20 protein-coding genes and 1 pseudogene are annotated in these 15,437 nt (G+C 34.5%); 7 read left to right on the plus strand and 14 right to left on the minus strand.

Going from position 1 to position 15,437, the window contains the following annotated elements; genetic code table 11:
- Positions 1–16 precede the first annotated feature (16 nt).
- Positions 17–1,051 carry a threonine aldolase family protein gene (locus IW22_RS08185; RefSeq protein ID WP_034725540.1) on the plus strand — a complete coding sequence of 345 codons (1,035 nt, stop codon included), beginning with the start codon at positions 17–19 and terminating at the stop codon, positions 1,049–1,051.
- Between the two features lie 61 nt (positions 1,052–1,112).
- On the opposite strand, the gene IW22_RS08190 is transcribed toward IW22_RS08185, so the two are convergent.
- Complete coding sequence (locus IW22_RS08190; RefSeq protein ID WP_034725541.1) at positions 1,113–1,436, minus strand: hypothetical protein; 324 nt, start codon at positions 1,434–1,436, stop codon at positions 1,113–1,115.
- A 91-nt stretch (positions 1,437–1,527) separates the two neighbouring features.
- On the minus strand, positions 1,528–2,028 hold the full coding sequence (locus IW22_RS08195; protein ID WP_034725542.1) for a hypothetical protein: 501 nt from the start codon (positions 2,026–2,028) through the stop codon (positions 1,528–1,530).
- A gap of 223 nt (positions 2,029–2,251) precedes the next feature.
- Between IW22_RS08195 and IW22_RS08200 the strand changes: the two genes are divergently transcribed.
- Complete coding sequence (locus IW22_RS08200; RefSeq protein ID WP_034725543.1) at positions 2,252–3,211, plus strand: hypothetical protein; 960 nt, start codon at positions 2,252–2,254, stop codon at positions 3,209–3,211.
- Between the two features lie 480 nt (positions 3,212–3,691).
- Here the strand turns inward: IW22_RS08200 and IW22_RS08205 are convergent, their stop codons facing one another.
- The 8 genes and pseudogenes from IW22_RS08205 to IW22_RS08240 all read right to left on the minus strand — a co-directional run.
- Positions 3,692–4,249 carry a DUF4256 domain-containing protein gene (locus IW22_RS08205; RefSeq protein ID WP_034725544.1) on the minus strand — a complete coding sequence of 186 codons (558 nt, stop codon included), beginning with the start codon at positions 4,247–4,249 and terminating at the stop codon, positions 3,692–3,694.
- Positions 4,250–4,294: 45 nt separating this feature from the next.
- Positions 4,295–4,693, minus strand: a complete 399-nt coding sequence (locus tag IW22_RS08210) for a DoxX family protein (protein ID WP_034725546.1) — start codon at positions 4,691–4,693, stop codon at positions 4,295–4,297.
- Between the two features lie 212 nt (positions 4,694–4,905).
- Positions 4,906–5,484, minus strand: coding sequence for a YdeI/OmpD-associated family protein (locus tag IW22_RS08215; RefSeq protein WP_034725547.1), 579 nt, complete (start codon positions 5,482–5,484; stop codon positions 4,906–4,908).
- A 145-nt stretch (positions 5,485–5,629) separates the two neighbouring features.
- Positions 5,630–6,091 (minus strand): SRPBCC domain-containing protein, encoded by a 462-nt coding sequence (locus tag IW22_RS08220; protein WP_034725548.1) that lies wholly within the window; start codon positions 6,089–6,091, stop codon positions 5,630–5,632.
- Between the two features lie 70 nt (positions 6,092–6,161).
- Complete coding sequence (locus IW22_RS08225) at positions 6,162–6,494, minus strand: ArsR/SmtB family transcription factor (RefSeq protein WP_034725549.1); 333 nt, start codon at positions 6,492–6,494, stop codon at positions 6,162–6,164.
- Positions 6,495–6,612: 118 nt separating this feature from the next.
- Positions 6,613–6,993 carry a hypothetical protein gene (locus IW22_RS08230; protein WP_034725550.1) on the minus strand — a complete coding sequence of 127 codons (381 nt, stop codon included), beginning with the start codon at positions 6,991–6,993 and terminating at the stop codon, positions 6,613–6,615.
- 9 nt (positions 6,994–7,002) lie between these two features.
- Positions 7,003–8,622, minus strand: coding sequence for a DUF4209 domain-containing protein (locus IW22_RS08235; protein ID WP_034725551.1), 1,620 nt, complete (start codon positions 8,620–8,622; stop codon positions 7,003–7,005).
- Between the two features lie 104 nt (positions 8,623–8,726).
- A pseudogene (locus IW22_RS08240) lies at positions 8,727–8,870 on the minus strand (XRE family transcriptional regulator); the annotation flags it as partial.
- Between the two features lie 149 nt (positions 8,871–9,019).
- On the opposite strand from IW22_RS08240, the gene IW22_RS23985 reads away from it, so the two are divergent.
- Complete coding sequence (locus tag IW22_RS23985) at positions 9,020–9,235, plus strand: SymE family type I addiction module toxin (protein ID WP_165571869.1); 216 nt, start codon at positions 9,020–9,022, stop codon at positions 9,233–9,235.
- Positions 9,236–9,576: 341 nt separating this feature from the next.
- Here the strand turns inward: IW22_RS23985 and IW22_RS08250 are convergent, their stop codons facing one another.
- The 3 genes from IW22_RS08250 to IW22_RS08260 all read right to left on the minus strand — a co-directional run bounded on the left by IW22_RS08250 (position 9,577) and on the right by IW22_RS08260 (position 11,964).
- The gene (locus IW22_RS08250) at positions 9,577–10,050 is read right to left on the minus strand and encodes a DUF6265 family protein (RefSeq protein WP_034725553.1); all 474 of its coding nucleotides are present in this window, start codon (positions 10,048–10,050) and stop codon (positions 9,577–9,579) included.
- Between the two features lie 71 nt (positions 10,051–10,121).
- Entirely contained in the window at positions 10,122–10,934 is an 813-nt protein-coding gene (locus IW22_RS08255) for a helix-turn-helix domain-containing protein (protein ID WP_034725555.1), read from the minus strand.
- Positions 10,935–11,094: 160 nt separating this feature from the next.
- Complete coding sequence (locus tag IW22_RS08260) at positions 11,095–11,964, minus strand: DMT family transporter (RefSeq protein WP_034725556.1); 870 nt, start codon at positions 11,962–11,964, stop codon at positions 11,095–11,097.
- A gap of 258 nt (positions 11,965–12,222) precedes the next feature.
- On the opposite strand from IW22_RS08260, the gene IW22_RS08265 reads away from it, so the two are divergent.
- Positions 12,223–12,741, plus strand: coding sequence for a hypothetical protein (locus IW22_RS08265; protein ID WP_034725557.1), 519 nt, complete (start codon positions 12,223–12,225; stop codon positions 12,739–12,741).
- A 37-nt stretch (positions 12,742–12,778) separates the two neighbouring features.
- On the plus strand, positions 12,779–13,372 hold the full coding sequence (locus IW22_RS08270) for a hypothetical protein (protein ID WP_034725558.1): 594 nt from the start codon (positions 12,779–12,781) through the stop codon (positions 13,370–13,372).
- Between the two features lie 265 nt (positions 13,373–13,637).
- Here the strand turns inward: IW22_RS08270 and IW22_RS08275 are convergent, their stop codons facing one another.
- Positions 13,638–14,228, minus strand: a complete 591-nt coding sequence (locus IW22_RS08275) for a hypothetical protein (protein ID WP_034725559.1) — start codon at positions 14,226–14,228, stop codon at positions 13,638–13,640.
- Between the two features lie 291 nt (positions 14,229–14,519).
- Between IW22_RS08275 and IW22_RS08280 the strand changes: the two genes are divergently transcribed.
- Together IW22_RS08280 and IW22_RS08285 are read left to right on the plus strand one after the other, a co-directional pair.
- A complete protein-coding gene (locus tag IW22_RS08280) occupies positions 14,520–14,897 on the plus strand; it encodes a hypothetical protein (RefSeq protein ID WP_034725560.1) in 378 nt (125 codons plus the stop codon).
- Between the two features lie 15 nt (positions 14,898–14,912).
- A complete protein-coding gene (locus IW22_RS08285) occupies positions 14,913–15,431 on the plus strand; it encodes a hypothetical protein (protein WP_034725561.1) in 519 nt (172 codons plus the stop codon).
- Positions 15,432–15,437: the final 6 nt, after the last annotated feature.

The following is a 15,437-nucleotide window of genomic DNA, read 5'->3' on the forward strand; positions in this document are numbered from 1 at the left end:
TTTTTAATTTTACTCTATGAAATTTTCTTTTAAAAACGATTATTCCGAGGGGTGTCACCCGAATATTCTACAAGCACTTATACAATCTAATTTGAATCAGCAGGCCGGATATGGCGAAGATGAATATTCTCTTCAGGCCAAAAAACTGATCAAAGAAAAAATTAAAAACGAGAATTCTGACGTTTATCTGGTTTCCGGAGGAACACAGGCAAACCTGATTGTAATTTCTTCCATCTTAAGGCCATATCAATGTGCGATCTCTGCAGCGCCGGGCCATATTTTAAATAACGAAACAGGAGCTATTGAAGCAACAGGACATAAAGTATTAAGCATTGAAACTGAAGACGGTAAACTGAGACCTTCGGATATTGTTCCGGTTCTGGAAAGCCACTCTAATGTTCCGCATCAGGTCATGCCGAAACTGGTGTATATTTCAAACTCTACAGAGTTGGGAACGGTTTATTTGGCTCAGGAATTGGAAGAGCTTTCAGTATTTTGCCGTCAGAATGGGCTGTATCTGTTTATGGATGGTGCCAGATTAGGACATGGACTGACTTCTGAGATCAGTGATCTGACCCTGGAAAGAGTGGCTGAACTGACGGATATTTTTTATCTGGGCGGAACAAAAAACGGAGCATTGATAGGAGAAGCTATTGTAATTAATAATAAAGATTTACAGCCGGATTTTGCTTTCAATATCAAACAGAAAGGTGCCTTACTGGCTAAAGGACGTCTTCTGGGCATCCAGTTTATGGAACTGATGAAAGATGATCTGTATTTTGATCTGGCGAAACATGCCAATATGCAGGCCATGAAAATTAAAAATGCGATGAAAGAAAGGGGAGTACAATTTCTTTCTGATACCTACACCAATCAGATTTTCCCGATTATCAGCAATGAACTGATTGGAATTCTGTCCGAACATTTTGAATTCTACGTTTGGAAAAAGATAGACGAAGAGTCTTCTGCCATCCGCCTTATTACCTCGTGGAATACGGGCGATGAAGCGGTAGAACGTTTTATCGAAATGATTAAAAAAGAACTTCAGTAAAAAGTAATAAAAAAGGTGGCCGAGAAATTCGAAGCCACCTTTTTATTTTGTTTGACAGTGATTATTTGTCTTCAGTCAGTATTTTTTTAATTCCCGCAATCACCTCGCTTTCAAACTTTTTCACCTTCTGCTTTTTCATCATCATATAAATGCCGATCGGAAAACAGAAAATAAGGTAAAGGACCGCTGAGTCCAGGCAGGTTTCCGTGCTTACTTTTCCTATTTCAGGATTCGTTGTAATTTTCACGTTTCCGGTTAGAGTAAATCCGCTGGTTCTTACCTGAAGTGCCCCGAAACCGGTCTGAATTTTATATTGAGGAAAAGTCTTCTTTAAGCTCTCTATAAATTCACTTTTTGAAAATGGCTGAAATTGAAAATGCTGCATAATACTACTTTATTGTTGTTTTTCGTGAGACACTTTTATAGCAAATACCATGCAGAATATATCAAATGACGGAGAATAATTGATTTTTAAATTATTTTAAAGCTTTTATAACCACTTTGCAGTCTGCAGGCTCCAGTTTTTGTCCGTCCTTATAGCTGATCTTTTTTTCATTGGCATATTTAGACTGGCCATCTTCTTCCTTGTGGTCACCGATTCCTTCCGTTAAGGTATTGTCTTTCTGAATAAAGTAAATATCCCTCTTGCTTTTTGTTCCTTCAGACTGGAATTCGTAGGTCAGTTTTAATGTATCTCCAGATTTAAAGCCGGTTACATCTCCTTTTGAACTGTCTTTTTCATTGTTTTTATAGGCCAGTTTTCCGGTAATGGTTCCGAGATTGTCATCGATGGATGCAAAGACGCTGTCTTTTCCTGTAACGGCCATATAGCAGAATGATTTTGGTCCCAGTGTATCTACCACAGGTTCAATCACAGCAGCTGTATCAACTTTAGCTGTCGGAGCCGGAGTTTCTGTTTTTTTATTACAGTTCATCAGTAAAACCGATACTGAACCCAGTAAGATTAATTTTTTCATACCCAATGTTGTTATATTAAATTCAAATTTCAATCTACTAAATTAGTAATAGTATTTAAATATGAAAGAAAATTGCATACAAATAGAAATAATTCTCCATAAAAATAGTCTGTAATTTCTTTCAAATAAAAAGGATTGATAATTTTTATTTAAACCTTTATCTGATTCTAAAACCAACTTGGGCACGATAAATGATGACTATTAATCTTTTAATTTCATAGGTATGACACGATTATTTAAGATGACAGTTTTGGGCTGGCTTGCTTTTGGTTTACAGCTTTTCACAGCGCAAACGCCTCAGAATTATATTTATACTTCATCCGGAGACCTGAAAAACATTGAAAAAATGATTACCAGGAAAGATATTGGCGGAGTACAGATCGTGTATAACTGGAGGGCATTAGAAACCGCAAAAGATGTTTATGATTTTTCACGAATTGAAAATGATCTAAACTATTTATCAGGCCTGAACAGAAAATTATTCATCCAGCTTCAGGACCGTTTCTTTGAACCGGAAGCCAGATATGTCCCGGATTATATTTTAAAAGAAAAGGAGTATAATGGAGGTTTGGTTCCTCAGTATGATAATCCCGGTGAAAATAAACCTGTCGGAAATGGTTGGGTAACACAGCAGTGGAATCCGGCTGTTCAACAGAGATATCAGAAGCTCATAGGAGAACTGGCGAAAAAGTTTGATGGAAAAATCCAGGGAATTAATTTACCTGAAACTTCCATAGACATTGATATGAAAAAGGATAAAACGGGCTTTAGCTGTGACCGATATTTTCAGGCTGAACTGGATAATTTAAAGTACGCCAGAAATGCTTTTAAAACTTCCTATGTATTGCAATATGTGAATTTTTTTCCTTGTGAATGGGAGAATGATCACCAATATATGTCGAGATTATTTGAATTTGCCTATAAAAATAACATCGCATTGGGCGGACCGGACATTGTTCCCAACAAAAATGCTCAGATGAAAAATTCCTATCCGTTTTTCAATCAATACAAAGGAAAACTGCCATTAGTAGCTATGGCGGTGCAGGAACCTACTTTAACGTATAAAAATCCAAAAACGAAGAAGCCTTTTATCAAGGAAGAGTTCGTGGATTATGCGGAACATTATTTGGGGGTGAATATTATTTTTTGGAGTGTAGAATCTCCTTGGCTTAAAAATGATTAGTTTTATTTAGTCTCTCGTAGATTTAGATATGTATACTTTTAATCTCCCGCAGATTTCGCAGATTTAACAGATGTTTGCACTTAATAAAATTAATAGTATTAAAAGAATCTGCATCATCAGCTTGATCTGCGAGAGAAAAATTCAAACCATTAAGATTTTCTGTTAAGTTTTTAAGAATATTAAGTTTTAGCTTCGCTTTAAGGAGTACAACTTAAAAAATCATTTGATTTTTCTTAACTAATCTAGTATTTTTCATTGATCTTAATGTTTTAAAAAGTGTGCATTAAAACCTGTGTCATCTTATAAGTCTGTGAGAGCATAAATTACGTTTTTCTTACTTAATCACGGATGGCACAGATTTCCACAGATGTTTGCGCTTAATAGCACTAAAAAAATCTGCATTATCAGCTTGATCTGCGAGAGCTTAAAATCAATATTTTAAAATAAAAGTTTTGAAGAATAATAAGAATCCGAACCTTGTTAAACTTTCAACATTCCTCTAAAACCCCTCGCTGCATAATAAGAATCTGCACCATTATGATACATGAAAACCGTATTGTACCGACGGTCACAGAAGATAGCGCCTCCCAATTCTCTGATGTTGGCAGGTGTTTTCACCCAGCTTGATGTTTTTAAATCAAATTTTCCGAGTTCCTGAAGTTGGCGGTATTGTTCCTCAGTCAGGAGTTCTATTCCCATTTCAGTGGTTTTATCAATGACATTGCTTTCGGGTTTGTTGGCCTTACGGGAATCCCAGGCCTGGTAATCGTAGCATAGGCTTCTGCGTTTCGGGCTTTCGGGGGAACAATCGAAGAAGATGTATTCATCTGTTTTTTTGTCGTAATCTACTACATCCGGTTCACCTTCTGTTTCTTCCATTGCATTCAATGACCATAGCTTTTCGGGAGCTGCTTCCAGCTTTGAGTGTATTTTTTCCCAGGTCAGGCCTTTATGGCGGTTCATATTTTTCTCAAAACGGTTTTTTAAGACTTTTAAAAGCTCACCGTTTTGTTCGGCTGTTAGTTTCTTTTTGCTCATATTTTATGTATTGAAGTGATTGTATTTGATGTTTTTTATTCCAATTTAATTAAGAGTAGAAATTTTTCGGTCTGCAGGTCTGAAATACCACGAAATACCGACTAAAATCAACAATAATAAGGCCGGAAAGGTTCGTCCCAAAGTATCGCCAACAATGAGATGAGAGACAAAAGCACCTGACATAACGAAGAAAAATCCAGCGTATGCCCATTCTTTCAATAGCGGCCGTTTTGGGATCAGTACTGCAATGACTCCCAAAAGTTTCCAAACTCCGATGATGGTCATCAGGTAAATGGGGTAACCAAGAGTGGTGAAGTTGGCGAGTTCGTCTTTGTTTTTCATTAGCTGGACGATGGCGGTAGATACCATTCCAAGTGCCATCCAGATCGTGAAGATCCAATAAATGATTCTGTTTCTTTTTTGTGATTTGTTCTGTGTTTCCATAGTCGTTTTTATTATTATGTAAGGAAGTCAGAAGCTCGAAGCGGGAAGTTATTGAAGTCCAAAGATAGAATACAATCTGTTTTTATTAATCTTCTTAGAACTATTTCAAGACATTTAAAAAGAATTGTTAAATACTTACCGGCCAATAGTAACTTCCATCCTCCAGTTTCCTGCCTTTTGATTATAACTTCTTATTCCGAACTCAGATTAAGTTAATCTTTCAGACCTTTTCCTATAAGGATGTGAGGAATATATTTTTGAATTCTTTCTTCTCTTGTTTTCGATTGTTTTGCTGAAGAAAAATGGAGCAGGTAGGCTCTCTGTCTTCCGGGTGTAATGGCTTCGAAAGCTTCTTTTAATTCGGGATTTTCATCTAATTTATTTTGAAATTCTTCAGGCATTTCGAAGTCTTTGGTTTTCTTCATCGGAACTTTTATCCCTGATTTTTCAGCTTCTACCGCTTCATACACGTAAACTGGAATGATTTTTTCGAGATCAATAATTTCTTTCAGCGCTGTAAAACGGATTTGTCGTGCAGCCTGTACATTTTCAGACTGCTGAATCAAAATATGATGGGTGTCATTAAGTAAAGCTCCTTTAAAAAAGAGTAGGGCACAATATTCTTTAAATCCGTGGATCAGCACAATATTTTTGCCATGATAGGTGTAGCAGGGACAGCCCCATTTCAGTTCTTCTTCAAGACCTATATCAAGAAGGATTGTTCTTAGCCTTTTAAATTCTTTCTGCCATTGAGTGGCTTCATCGAAAAAAAAATTAACTTTTGGATTCATGGTGTTGAGTTTGAGGGTTTGTGTGTTTGAGAGTATTAGAGTGGGAGGGTTTGAGGGTTTTTGAGTTTGAATATATTAGAGTTTTGGGGATGATTTAAAACTGCGACCTTCTAACATCTAACATCTAACATCTAATTTCTATTTTCTATTTTCTAAAAATTTCTTCCAATCTGTTATGCGCCATATTCAGTCCCTGTGCGAAAGGTAGTTTTAACATTTGATCTCTGACATCAACGGATTTATAGACCGTATGGATAGTGAGTTTACTGGTGTGATCTGTGAGTTTTTCAAATTCTAAAAAATCAAGCTGAACAGGGAAAGGAGTGTTTTCCATCTGGAAAGTTCTTGTGATTTTCTGCTCCGGAACAAATTCGTGGATGGTTCCATTGGCACGGAAAACCACATTGCCCTGAGGATTGGATGTTTCAAACTGATAGCCGCCGTGGGGTTTGTTTTCAAGCTTCAGAACTTTCGTGTTCATCCATTGTTCAACAATTTCTGCTTCAGTGTAGGCTTTAAAAAGCAATTCTACCGGAAGATCAAATTCCCTTGTGATGAATATTTCCTGTTTGCCGTCTTCGGCGTGGATTTTTGTTTTGAGTTCCATATTTTGAGTTTGAGGGTTGGTGTGTTTGAGGGTGGAAAAGGGAAGAGTGTAAAATATTACTTATTGCCCATTACTCATTACTTATCTTTTTCTGATAGGCTTTCATTACACTTTCCAGCTTATTGAACCGGTCGTCCCACATCTGGCGGAAGGGTTCTATAAAATCGGCTATTTCTTTCATTTTATTGGGATTTAGGTGATAGATAATTTCACGGCCGTTTTGCTCAGATCTAAGCAGTTCACATTCTGTGAGGATCTGAAGATGTTTGGAAACGGTAGGTCTGGCGGTATCGAAGTTGGAAGCGATGGCTCCGGCCGTCATGGACTGTGCGGCCACCAGCATCAGGATTGATCTTCTGGTAGGGTCTGCGATAGCTTGGAATACATCTCTTCTTAAATTCATTGTGTAGTTATTTGACTACAAATTTAAATGAAGTTATTTGACTACGCAAGTTTTTTTTGATAAATAATATTAATTATGAAAATGTATTTGAAAAATGATCATAAATAAGGAAGTGTCATTAGCTTTTCCTTCCCCAAAATTTTGGGATTACAATTATCAAACTTCCCAATATAAAAAACCATATTCGTAATTTTGATATCTCTTGGAATAAAACACTATTTTCCCATTTGCTTAAATCATCTTTACTTATAGAGTAATATTTCCAATTTTCATCCATGTTTTTAATGTCTATTGCTTTTACTAAATTTTGTTCTGGATGTTTTTCTGAATAATCATCACTGATAACAACCCATAAATTATCTAGTTTAATTTGTGTTTGAGCAAATTGAGCTTCTCTAACTTGGCTTTCAATATCAGTTTCAATTAATTGAATTAGAAATGAAAAGAGTATAAGAATTAAACCTATTCCTTCAATAATATTAGTCTTTCTTTCTGTCATTTTTTGAATTTATATATTAGTAATTACAGTTTTGAAATATTCTTCAGTTTGTACAATCATTTTTAAGGAAAGCCACCATAAATAAATACCGTAATAATTTATTTCAAATGGAGAAATTAATCCATGAGATATTTTATTTCTAAAATTCACACTATTACCATCTATTAAAAAGCTGTTTAATTCTAATAATAAGTTTTTTTCACAAATACCATCAAGCATTTTTCCATTTTCTTTTATACTTAATAAACCTCCTAGAGTATTATCATTCTGAATATCTTCTAAAAGTTTGATAGTATTTCTATTGTTTGATTCTATAATAGATTTCAAACTATTTTCAATTTGAGGGATAAGGAGATGTGATGAAAGTATAAAATTGTTTTGAAATCCACTGTAAATTCCTTCAATGAATAAATACTCTCTATCTTTTGGAATGAGCGGGCTCTTACATTGGCTAATCATTGCTACTACCCAATCTCTGCATACCTGCCCATCCAAATCCATTATTAATTTAATCTCTTGGATTAATGAAATTGTAATATTTCTATAATGTTCTCTTTCTTGGTTCAAATTATACTCTTCTGCACTTGAAATACCACTAACTGTTCCTTTATTTGTAATTTGTAAACTTGTGGGAAAATATTGCTGGAAAAAAAAATCTTTTTCTTGTTTTTTATTAAAAGTTGGATTAAAAATTGGATACCATAAAAGAAAATCGAATCCACTATCAAAGTCTTCAATATTTTGCTCTCTTATTAATTGAGGGATATTTAATTTTGATTTGCCATTAATGCCAATTATTGGTATAATTTCAGCTTCTACTTTTTGTTCATTCTTTATCTTTTTTTCAAGTCTAGTTTTAAAATTTTCATCAACTACAACTTTTTTTATTTGCCTTAATGCATCGAGGTAAGAAGATAATATTTTAGGGTTGTATGTAATGGTATCCTTATCTATTTGAGACACATAATAATCAGCCTCTTTTTCTAAGCATAGTGCTGTTTCAATTTTGAATTGAGTGTCATTAAAATATTTTAATTTACTTAAAATCTGAATATAATGAATAGCATTATCATACTGATTTATTTTAAAACTTTCCTCTAGTTTAATTGTAAAATAGTCTATAAGCTTCTTAGAAGAAGCTTCTTGAAATAGAAAATTGATAGAAGTATTTAAGAGCTGTAATTGATAATATGAAGATTTTAATTCAACAATTACTTGTAGTATTTTTCCTTCCAATTGTACGAGCTCTTGTTTAAAAATAGATTTTGCCTTTCCTACTAACTCTAGGGCCCGAATTAAATAATTTAATTCATCTGTTTTTTCATATATTTTTATGTAAGATTCTACAGCCCTTTTAATACAGTTTAACCTATCCTTGTCCCCAAGAATAAATTTTATATCATTAACCCTAGCGGTTATCTCAATATTTTCAATTTGTATTTCGGGTAGAATATAATCATTGTTTTCCAAAAGATTTTTAAAACAATCATCTGCAAGTCCACAATTAACGAGCTGATATAAATTATTTATTTTTTTATCTGCTAAATTATTTCTCCAGAGTTTAAATAAATGAATTTTTAATTCTGTAGAATATTTATCTTTTGGAATTTGTTGTGACAGGTGATCCATTGTTTAACAATTGTTAAAGCTTAAAAATATTTTTATGCTTACGCAGGGACTTTTAAAATTTTAGTAAACTGAGCCAGAATATCGGCTTTTATGGTTTCTTCCTATTCTAGAAGAGATACTTTTTTCTGGTTCCAGTCATCACCCAGTTCAAAAGCCAAAGCTTCCTGTTTGATGCCGAGCATTTCACGGAAACGTTTGATATTTCGGCCCTGATGTATTTTTTTATTTTGCATATCTGTGTCAATCATAATAACAAATATAAAGTTTTAAGACATAAGAATAAAGCTCCTTTTAAAATAAATTAAATTCTAAAATATCTTTCATACAGCATAAAATATCCTTCTTTAAACTGGAATATCCAGCCTGATATTATTTGGTTTGCAGAAAACAACAAATGATGAAAAAGAAGATAAACCTCCAGAACAAATATAAACTGTTCCGCAACCGGAACCTTACGGTTTCCCATAAGTGTTTTGAAAGATCTTACAGAAGGCATGTCTTTTTTCCGGAAATACGGATTGCGGGGAAATGGGTTCAGGAATGCGGTTTTGAGGCGGGTGACAGGGTAGCGGTGACGGTATGTAGAAATCAGATTATTTTAAAGAAAATGTAGGTGCATTAGTTTATTTTTTAGCCTAAAATTTAAAAATTAAACTTAGCTTTTTATCTCCCGCAGATTTTGCAGATTGAGCGGATGCTTGCGTTTAATTTTTAATATAGATTTTAATTACAATATAATCCTTGTTATTCGTTTAATTTGCGTGATATTAAATATGCATTCTATTGGAAACGCAAAGTTTAAATTGATGCTGTTTATTTTAGGGGTGCAAAGAGGAGACAGGTGAACCTGTCTGATGAAGCGAACTTTAAGCTGGCCGCCTTCGGCGGCCGAGCCTTTTTCCTTTAGATTTGAATAATCTTTTCTTTCTTAATCGGCCTGTAAAGTGCCGTTTATTATTTTATCTTTTTCATCGCGAATATTTCATTCTCTTTTTTGCCTTTGATAGTGCCTGAAATCTCAGCAATTAGAGAATTCTTGCTGATTTTTTTGTAGGTAATGATTTGTGGAAAGTCGTTCTGTTGGTTTTCAAAGATAAGAGAAGTAGGTTTTGAGTCGGATGTTGAGATAAAATCGACGGGGATTTCATCATGCTGACCTTTTACAGTGACCATGTAATGAAGCTTTTTGTCTTTTTCTACCAGTCTTACAAATTCAAACATGATGGTGTCTTTTTTGTTCAGATAGTAGCTTTTTGCTTGGAATTCGGTATCGCTTTTTCTGGTCCAGGTTTCATAGAGGCTTCCTTTGGGTGTTTGGGTTTCCCAGGTACCGATGAGCCATTCCAGTTTTTGGATTTCATTGTGTTGTAGCGTCCATGCAGAGAGAATTGCCAGGACGATGGCGGAGAGGATCAGTTTTGTTTTCATTGTCTTAATATTTATTATGAAGACAAAGTTCAGCATATGATTAAGCTTATAATTGTAAAAATGCGACAAGGTTAATCTGTGCCGAAAAAAAGGAAAGACATTTTCAGATTTTCACCATAAAATTCTTTAGGAGTCAGTCCCGTGAATTCTTTGAAATCCTTTATAAAATGGGCTTGGTCATAATATTCGGATTCATGCGCTAAGGCCGTAAGGGTTGTAAATTCTTTATTAAGTAAAAGTTTCAGCGTTGTTTGCAGTCTTATTGTTTTGGAGAGCTGTTTAGGGCTTAAACCTATGGCAGAAGAAAACTTCCGTTCCAGCTGTCTGCGGTTTATATTGGTCTGTTTAGAAAGTTCACCGATTGAAATCTGACCATTAGCAGTAATAATGGTATCTATCGTAGACCGTACAATTTTATCAATGGCATCGGCATCCAGTTTTTTGAGTAAAAAGTCTTCAACAACCTGTATTTTTTCTTCTGGTGTTTTGGTTTTCAGCATATTTTTCTCCATCTCAATTCCATCTTTTCCAAAGAGTTTATCCAGTGAAACCGCCTTATCATCCATTTCTTTAATGGGAATCGTGGCAAACGGAATAAAACCTTCATACTGAAAACGAACAGAGAACATTCCTGTAGTTCCTGTAGATTCTATAACCAATGGTTTGGTAAGTTGGCCAAAAACACAGCTTCTGGGCTGAACCACTGCCTGGCCATCATCCATATATTGTTTGTAAAGGTCACCATAATGAAAAATCATTTCCATACAACCGTCCGGAACAATAGTTTGCTGCTGAGGAATATCTTCCTTAGGGCTTTCCAGAGTCCAGTAGCACTTGATAAGAGCGGAGAGTTCAGGACGAGGTTGGAAGGTTTGATAATTCATGATTTAATCTTTTATTTTTCATCAGTCTGACTTTTAAAACTACTAAATAAAATCGAGGTGGGTATATTATATAAAATATCACTAGTTTGTGATTTATATTTATTTATAAAATTAAAAAACGCAGAAGTTTATATCTTCTGCGTTTCGTTTAAATGGATAGCTAGACTTTCTTTCTCATTGAAATCAATGTCTGCAAAACAACCGAAGCAATAATTAATGAAATACCTACATAAAAAGCCAGTCCGACTTCTTTGCTTTCCCCGAAAAACAAAAATGCCATAATGATTGCATACACCGGTTCCAGATTGAACGTTAAATTCACTGTGAAGGCCGGAATTTTCTTTAAAACCTCTGCAAATGCCACATATAAACCAACTGTACAAAAAAGTGCTAAAATGCCCAAATAAGCCATGTTTTTTAAGTCAGGGACTATGCTATCTGCCGGGAAAATGAGGAGATATATGGGCAAAAATGCTCCGAGGCCTAAAGTTCCGCCCATCATCTGATAAAAGTTGATGACTTTGGTATCAAAGTGTCTCACCAGCCGGTTATTATAAATGGTATAGAGCGCGCCAAAAGCGGAAGAAATTACGCCTAGAATAATTCCAAGCTGATAAGAAGTGTCGAAATGAAAGATCAGGCTGATCCCAAACAAAGTCAATGTGCTGAGAAGCAATTCTGAAATTTTGAATTTCTCCTGATCTATCAAAGGTTTGAAGACGGCGGTGAAAAAACTGGTCAGACAATAGCAAACCACACCGATGGAAATATTGGAGTATTTTATGCTCGCGTAGAAGAAAAGCCAGTGAAGTGTGATGAGCAGCCCAGCTTTCATTATACGCACTTTTTCCTGTGCAGAAATGCTGTAGGGGATTCTCAGAAGTTTTAAAATAACAAATAAAATGATGGACGAAAAGAAAAGTCTGTACCAGACGAGTAGTCCTTCATTTAAAGAGATGAGTTTTCCGAAAATGCCTGTAAAGCCGGCCAGGATTACGGCCAGATGCAATAATAAATATGATTTTTTCATTGAGAATGAACTGTAAAGATTTGTAATATTATTTTTATCAGAATCTGAAGTATTGGAATCCCTGCCGGTAAAAAATTAACGGCATGAGAATACTTCAAATGAATTTGAAAATATTAGAATCTTGGAGGAGGCAAACAGCTCGCGTGGTTCATATCTATTGTATTGAGATCAAATATAGGTAAAACAGAGGGAAACAGGATGATTAAGGTCTTAAAAATTATGTAATTTAGTACAGAAAAGAATTTTGTTTTAGATGATATGGAATTACGAAAGGAAATTGAACCTGATTTTACGACTGCTGAAAAGCTTTATCCTGAGGTATTACGGCTTATCTTAGAATATACGGATTACTGTGATGAGCATGGAGATGAAGATCATTCAGCTTACCAAAAACTTGAGAATACGCTGCATGAAGTGACAGGGAAGGAGATGTCCGGATTTAATCTCTGGGAATGGTGGGCAGAGGATGGAGCGGAAAATCTGGCCTTTGATATAGCTTTACCGGAACCTATCATCCTGGAAGGCATCACAAAAACTGAAGTTTCGGAGATCGTAAGACGGCTGAAAACTTTTGAAATACCTGATAAAGAAGATTTTAAATCGTTGTTTTACAGCCACGTATGCTTTGGGAATGGTTATTTTCATCAGTTTTTGAAACTGAATTTCAGGACGTATCATGTAAAACTGTTCCAAAGAAATAAGGATAAAAACGGGAGTTATTTTGAATACAGCCAGGAAGAAACAACGGAAAAGTTGTGGAATGGTGGACAATATTAGCCTGATTTTAAATCTGTTATAATGTTAATTTAACATAATGTATACGAAAATATTAGAAAAACTGAATGTTTTAGGCGCCAATACAGAACATGTAAGTGCAGAAAAAACTTTTGCTGAGAACTGGCAAAGCATGGAATTCAGCTGTTATCTGTATGATAAAGAATGGGATGTGTATGGGATTGATGCATTTTACGAAAAGAATAAAGAGAGGTATAACATTCATAATGAAAAATTCTATGAAGATTTGGTCGAACATTATTTTTCAGAGCATGAGCAAACGTATGGACAGGATTTTTATAAAGACTGGCTGTTTACGCCCTTTAAAAAAGATTCAAAAGATGATGGTGAACTTGAGGGATTTGTAAAAGAAACTGAAGTCAGAGAAACTGTACAAGGAACAGAAATGGATTTTATCTGTATTATATATTCGTATGGATATCCGGATCATTATTTTGTTTGCTTAACGGATCCGAATCCAATGAACCCGACGGTTTACAGTACAGATCATGAAGTTTATTTTGAGGAGATTGAGAATGAAGGAAGCCTGGAAGACTTTCTGGACAGATATATGACAAAGGAAGAGTTTGTGAACGTTGTCAAAGAGTATCTGGAAGAGAAATTCGGAAAGTAGTAGATCTTGAATGTTTTTAAAGGTAAGATTCTGTCATTATATTTTGCCTATAATTTATATTATGTTAAATTTGTGATTATTGGAATTTTTATAAATTTTCATCCAGACGGACAATCTTCGATTATTATCTTCTTTAGCTTAATTAAGGACAGTTAGATTAAAATTTTACAGAGATCTAATTTTTTTTGAGATTAAGTTTTATCTATAGTTAACGGTTTTTGAACTCTGTGGTTTACTTACTTTTACAAAAATCTTGTTGGTTTAGTTATTCTCTTGGTTGAATTTTATCCTCCAACAGTTTGTACTCTTTAGTTTTGTAATTTGCTGTCATTCTATAATAAGAAACCCAAACGTCCTTGTCGTTAATAGTATCCCAACCTTCTACAGATACATGATAGTCTGTTGTTGAATTTTTAATAGGTGTCATATAATACACCAGTCCATTACCTTCTTTATCCATTTGCTCATCCTTTTTCTTGATAAAGTCAACTTTGTCTAAAATTGCAGTAATTTGCTTTTCCCTTGCATATTCTTCTTGTATTTCTTTTTCAAATTCAGTTTTCCAATTTTTCCCGTATTTCTTTTCAATGTTTTTACCTACTCTATCATTTATAGTTTTTACACTGTCAGTCAATTCTTTGGTAACCACACACCCTGCAACTGATTCGAATTTTATTTCCCACTTTTCGGCAATGACATTTCTTGAATTTTGTTTTTCCATATTGGGTAGTCCATACATCAATAAAGTGTAATCATTCTCTGTTTTCAATGGATTACCTTTTTTTCCTTGTTCGCTACAAGACTGGATTAATATTGACAATATGATCAGTAAGTAAGTTATCTTTATTAGTTTCATTTCGTGCTTTCTATTCTTAATTTTCAGTGTATGTGAATCGATTAAAGATAATAATTCAAATCTATATTTAGGTCTGAAATTATTAAATCAACTTTTTCAAGCCAGCTTAATTTTTAAAGTTTCTTTTGACTACTCTGTTAATAGTTTAAATTCTTTATTTAGTGATTCATAATTAATTTTATTTGTATAATATTCAATTATAATTAAAAAAATTAATTAAAAATATTATTTCAATGCATGGTGTATTATATTTTTTAGTATTTTTGAGCACTATCAAATTAATTTTAAAATATGAAAAAAGTATTTTTTTTGTCTCTTTTATCTTCCCTATCCATGATTTCATGTTCATTGGAAGGTTCTGAAGAAAACAACCTGACGGGTAACCCATTAGAAGGACGTACTGCCCAATCGATTCTTTCTAAAAGTCAAGCTATTGATGACTTTAAAAAAGCATTGGCGGATGCCAATAACCCAGCACTTATTCAAGAAGAAATTGCAAACAATTCAGGAAGTCAGGGATTGGGCCCTTCAAGGAAAAAAATCTTATTGGAACCGGCAAAAATGGTTTTACTGTCAACAGGCATGACTAAAGATATAGTCAATGGTTTAGAGGATGATGCCATTATTTCACAAGCCTTTATTTCAATTTCAAATGAACAAAAACCATAATACATCACATACAATATGAGAAAAATTCTTCCACTGCTTTTAGTTCTTTTAGCGGTCATTATTAAAGCTCAGCAATACCCGTTAGTCGTTTATAATTTCAGTCCTGTTGCTGTTGCTAAATTGAAAATTAAAGTCACAGACCCTACAACATGGCAATATGACTGCCATCCGATTGCTTCCGGAGAGACGGCAGGACTTATTCAGCCCGGGACAACGGTTACCTATGATCTTATGAACAACAGTGCATCAAAAACGCCACCTATCAATCAATGGGATATTATGTCACACTATATAGGGATTCCTGATGCCATATATAACGTAAATGCCGGGGCAACTATACCTGCTGCTATTACATCTATTATTAATTGGCAGAGTATTACCATAGTGTTTGTGAATGGAGAAACCATTGATGTAGGAAGAGGTTGTACGCAGCCGGGTACTCCTACTTATAATTCGGGAGCCACCCCATCAGGGAGAACCGCTGCTACTAATACTTTGGCTGCACCTGCCCAACAAATTCTTACAATATTCTAAGAGCTT

The organism is Chryseobacterium sp. JM1 (assembly GCF_000737715.1).
GTDB lineage: Bacteria > Bacteroidota > Bacteroidia > Flavobacteriales > Weeksellaceae > Chryseobacterium.

Coding starts and splice junctions, on each gene's coding strand:
- IW22_RS08195 (WP_034725542.1), bottom strand. CDS start 2,028: ATGAAAAAATTAATCTTACTGGGTTCAGTATCGGTTTTACTGATGAAC.
- IW22_RS08225 (WP_034725549.1), bottom strand. CDS start 6,494: ATGAATTTAAGAAGAGATGTATTCCAAGCTATCGCAGACCCTACCAGA.
- IW22_RS08270 (WP_034725558.1), top strand. CDS start 12,779: ATGTATACGAAAATATTAGAAAAACTGAATGTTTTAGGCGCCAATACA.
- IW22_RS08235 (WP_034725551.1), bottom strand. CDS start 8,622: ATGGATCACCTGTCACAACAAATTCCAAAAGATAAATATTCTACAGAA.
- IW22_RS08250 (WP_034725553.1), bottom strand. CDS start 10,050: ATGAAAACAAAACTGATCCTCTCCGCCATCGTCCTGGCAATTCTCTCT.
- IW22_RS08285 (WP_034725561.1), top strand. CDS start 14,913: ATGAGAAAAATTCTTCCACTGCTTTTAGTTCTTTTAGCGGTCATTATT.
- IW22_RS08275 (WP_034725559.1), bottom strand. CDS start 14,228: ATGAAACTAATAAAGATAACTTACTTACTGATCATATTGTCAATATTA.
- IW22_RS08220 (WP_034725548.1), bottom strand. CDS start 6,091: ATGGAACTCAAAACAAAAATCCACGCCGAAGACGGCAAACAGGAAATA.
- IW22_RS08190 (WP_034725541.1), bottom strand. CDS start 1,436: ATGCAGCATTTTCAATTTCAGCCATTTTCAAAAAGTGAATTTATAGAG.
- IW22_RS08260 (WP_034725556.1), bottom strand. CDS start 11,964: ATGAAAAAATCATATTTATTATTGCATCTGGCCGTAATCCTGGCCGGC.
- IW22_RS08200 (WP_034725543.1), top strand. CDS start 2,252: ATGACACGATTATTTAAGATGACAGTTTTGGGCTGGCTTGCTTTTGGT.
- IW22_RS08280 (WP_034725560.1), top strand. CDS start 14,520: ATGAAAAAAGTATTTTTTTTGTCTCTTTTATCTTCCCTATCCATGATT.
- IW22_RS08205 (WP_034725544.1), bottom strand. CDS start 4,249: ATGAGCAAAAAGAAACTAACAGCCGAACAAAACGGTGAGCTTTTAAAA.
- IW22_RS08185 (WP_034725540.1), top strand. CDS start 17: ATGAAATTTTCTTTTAAAAACGATTATTCCGAGGGGTGTCACCCGAAT.
- IW22_RS08215 (WP_034725547.1), bottom strand. CDS start 5,484: ATGAATCCAAAAGTTAATTTTTTTTTCGATGAAGCCACTCAATGGCAG.
- IW22_RS08210 (WP_034725546.1), bottom strand. CDS start 4,693: ATGGAAACACAGAACAAATCACAAAAAAGAAACAGAATCATTTATTGG.
- IW22_RS08255 (WP_034725555.1), bottom strand. CDS start 10,934: ATGAATTATCAAACCTTCCAACCTCGTCCTGAACTCTCCGCTCTTATC.
- IW22_RS08265 (WP_034725557.1), top strand. CDS start 12,223: ATGGAATTACGAAAGGAAATTGAACCTGATTTTACGACTGCTGAAAAG.
- IW22_RS08230 (WP_034725550.1), bottom strand. CDS start 6,993: ATGACAGAAAGAAAGACTAATATTATTGAAGGAATAGGTTTAATTCTT.
- IW22_RS23985 (WP_165571869.1), top strand. CDS start 9,020: ATGAAAAAGAAGATAAACCTCCAGAACAAATATAAACTGTTCCGCAAC.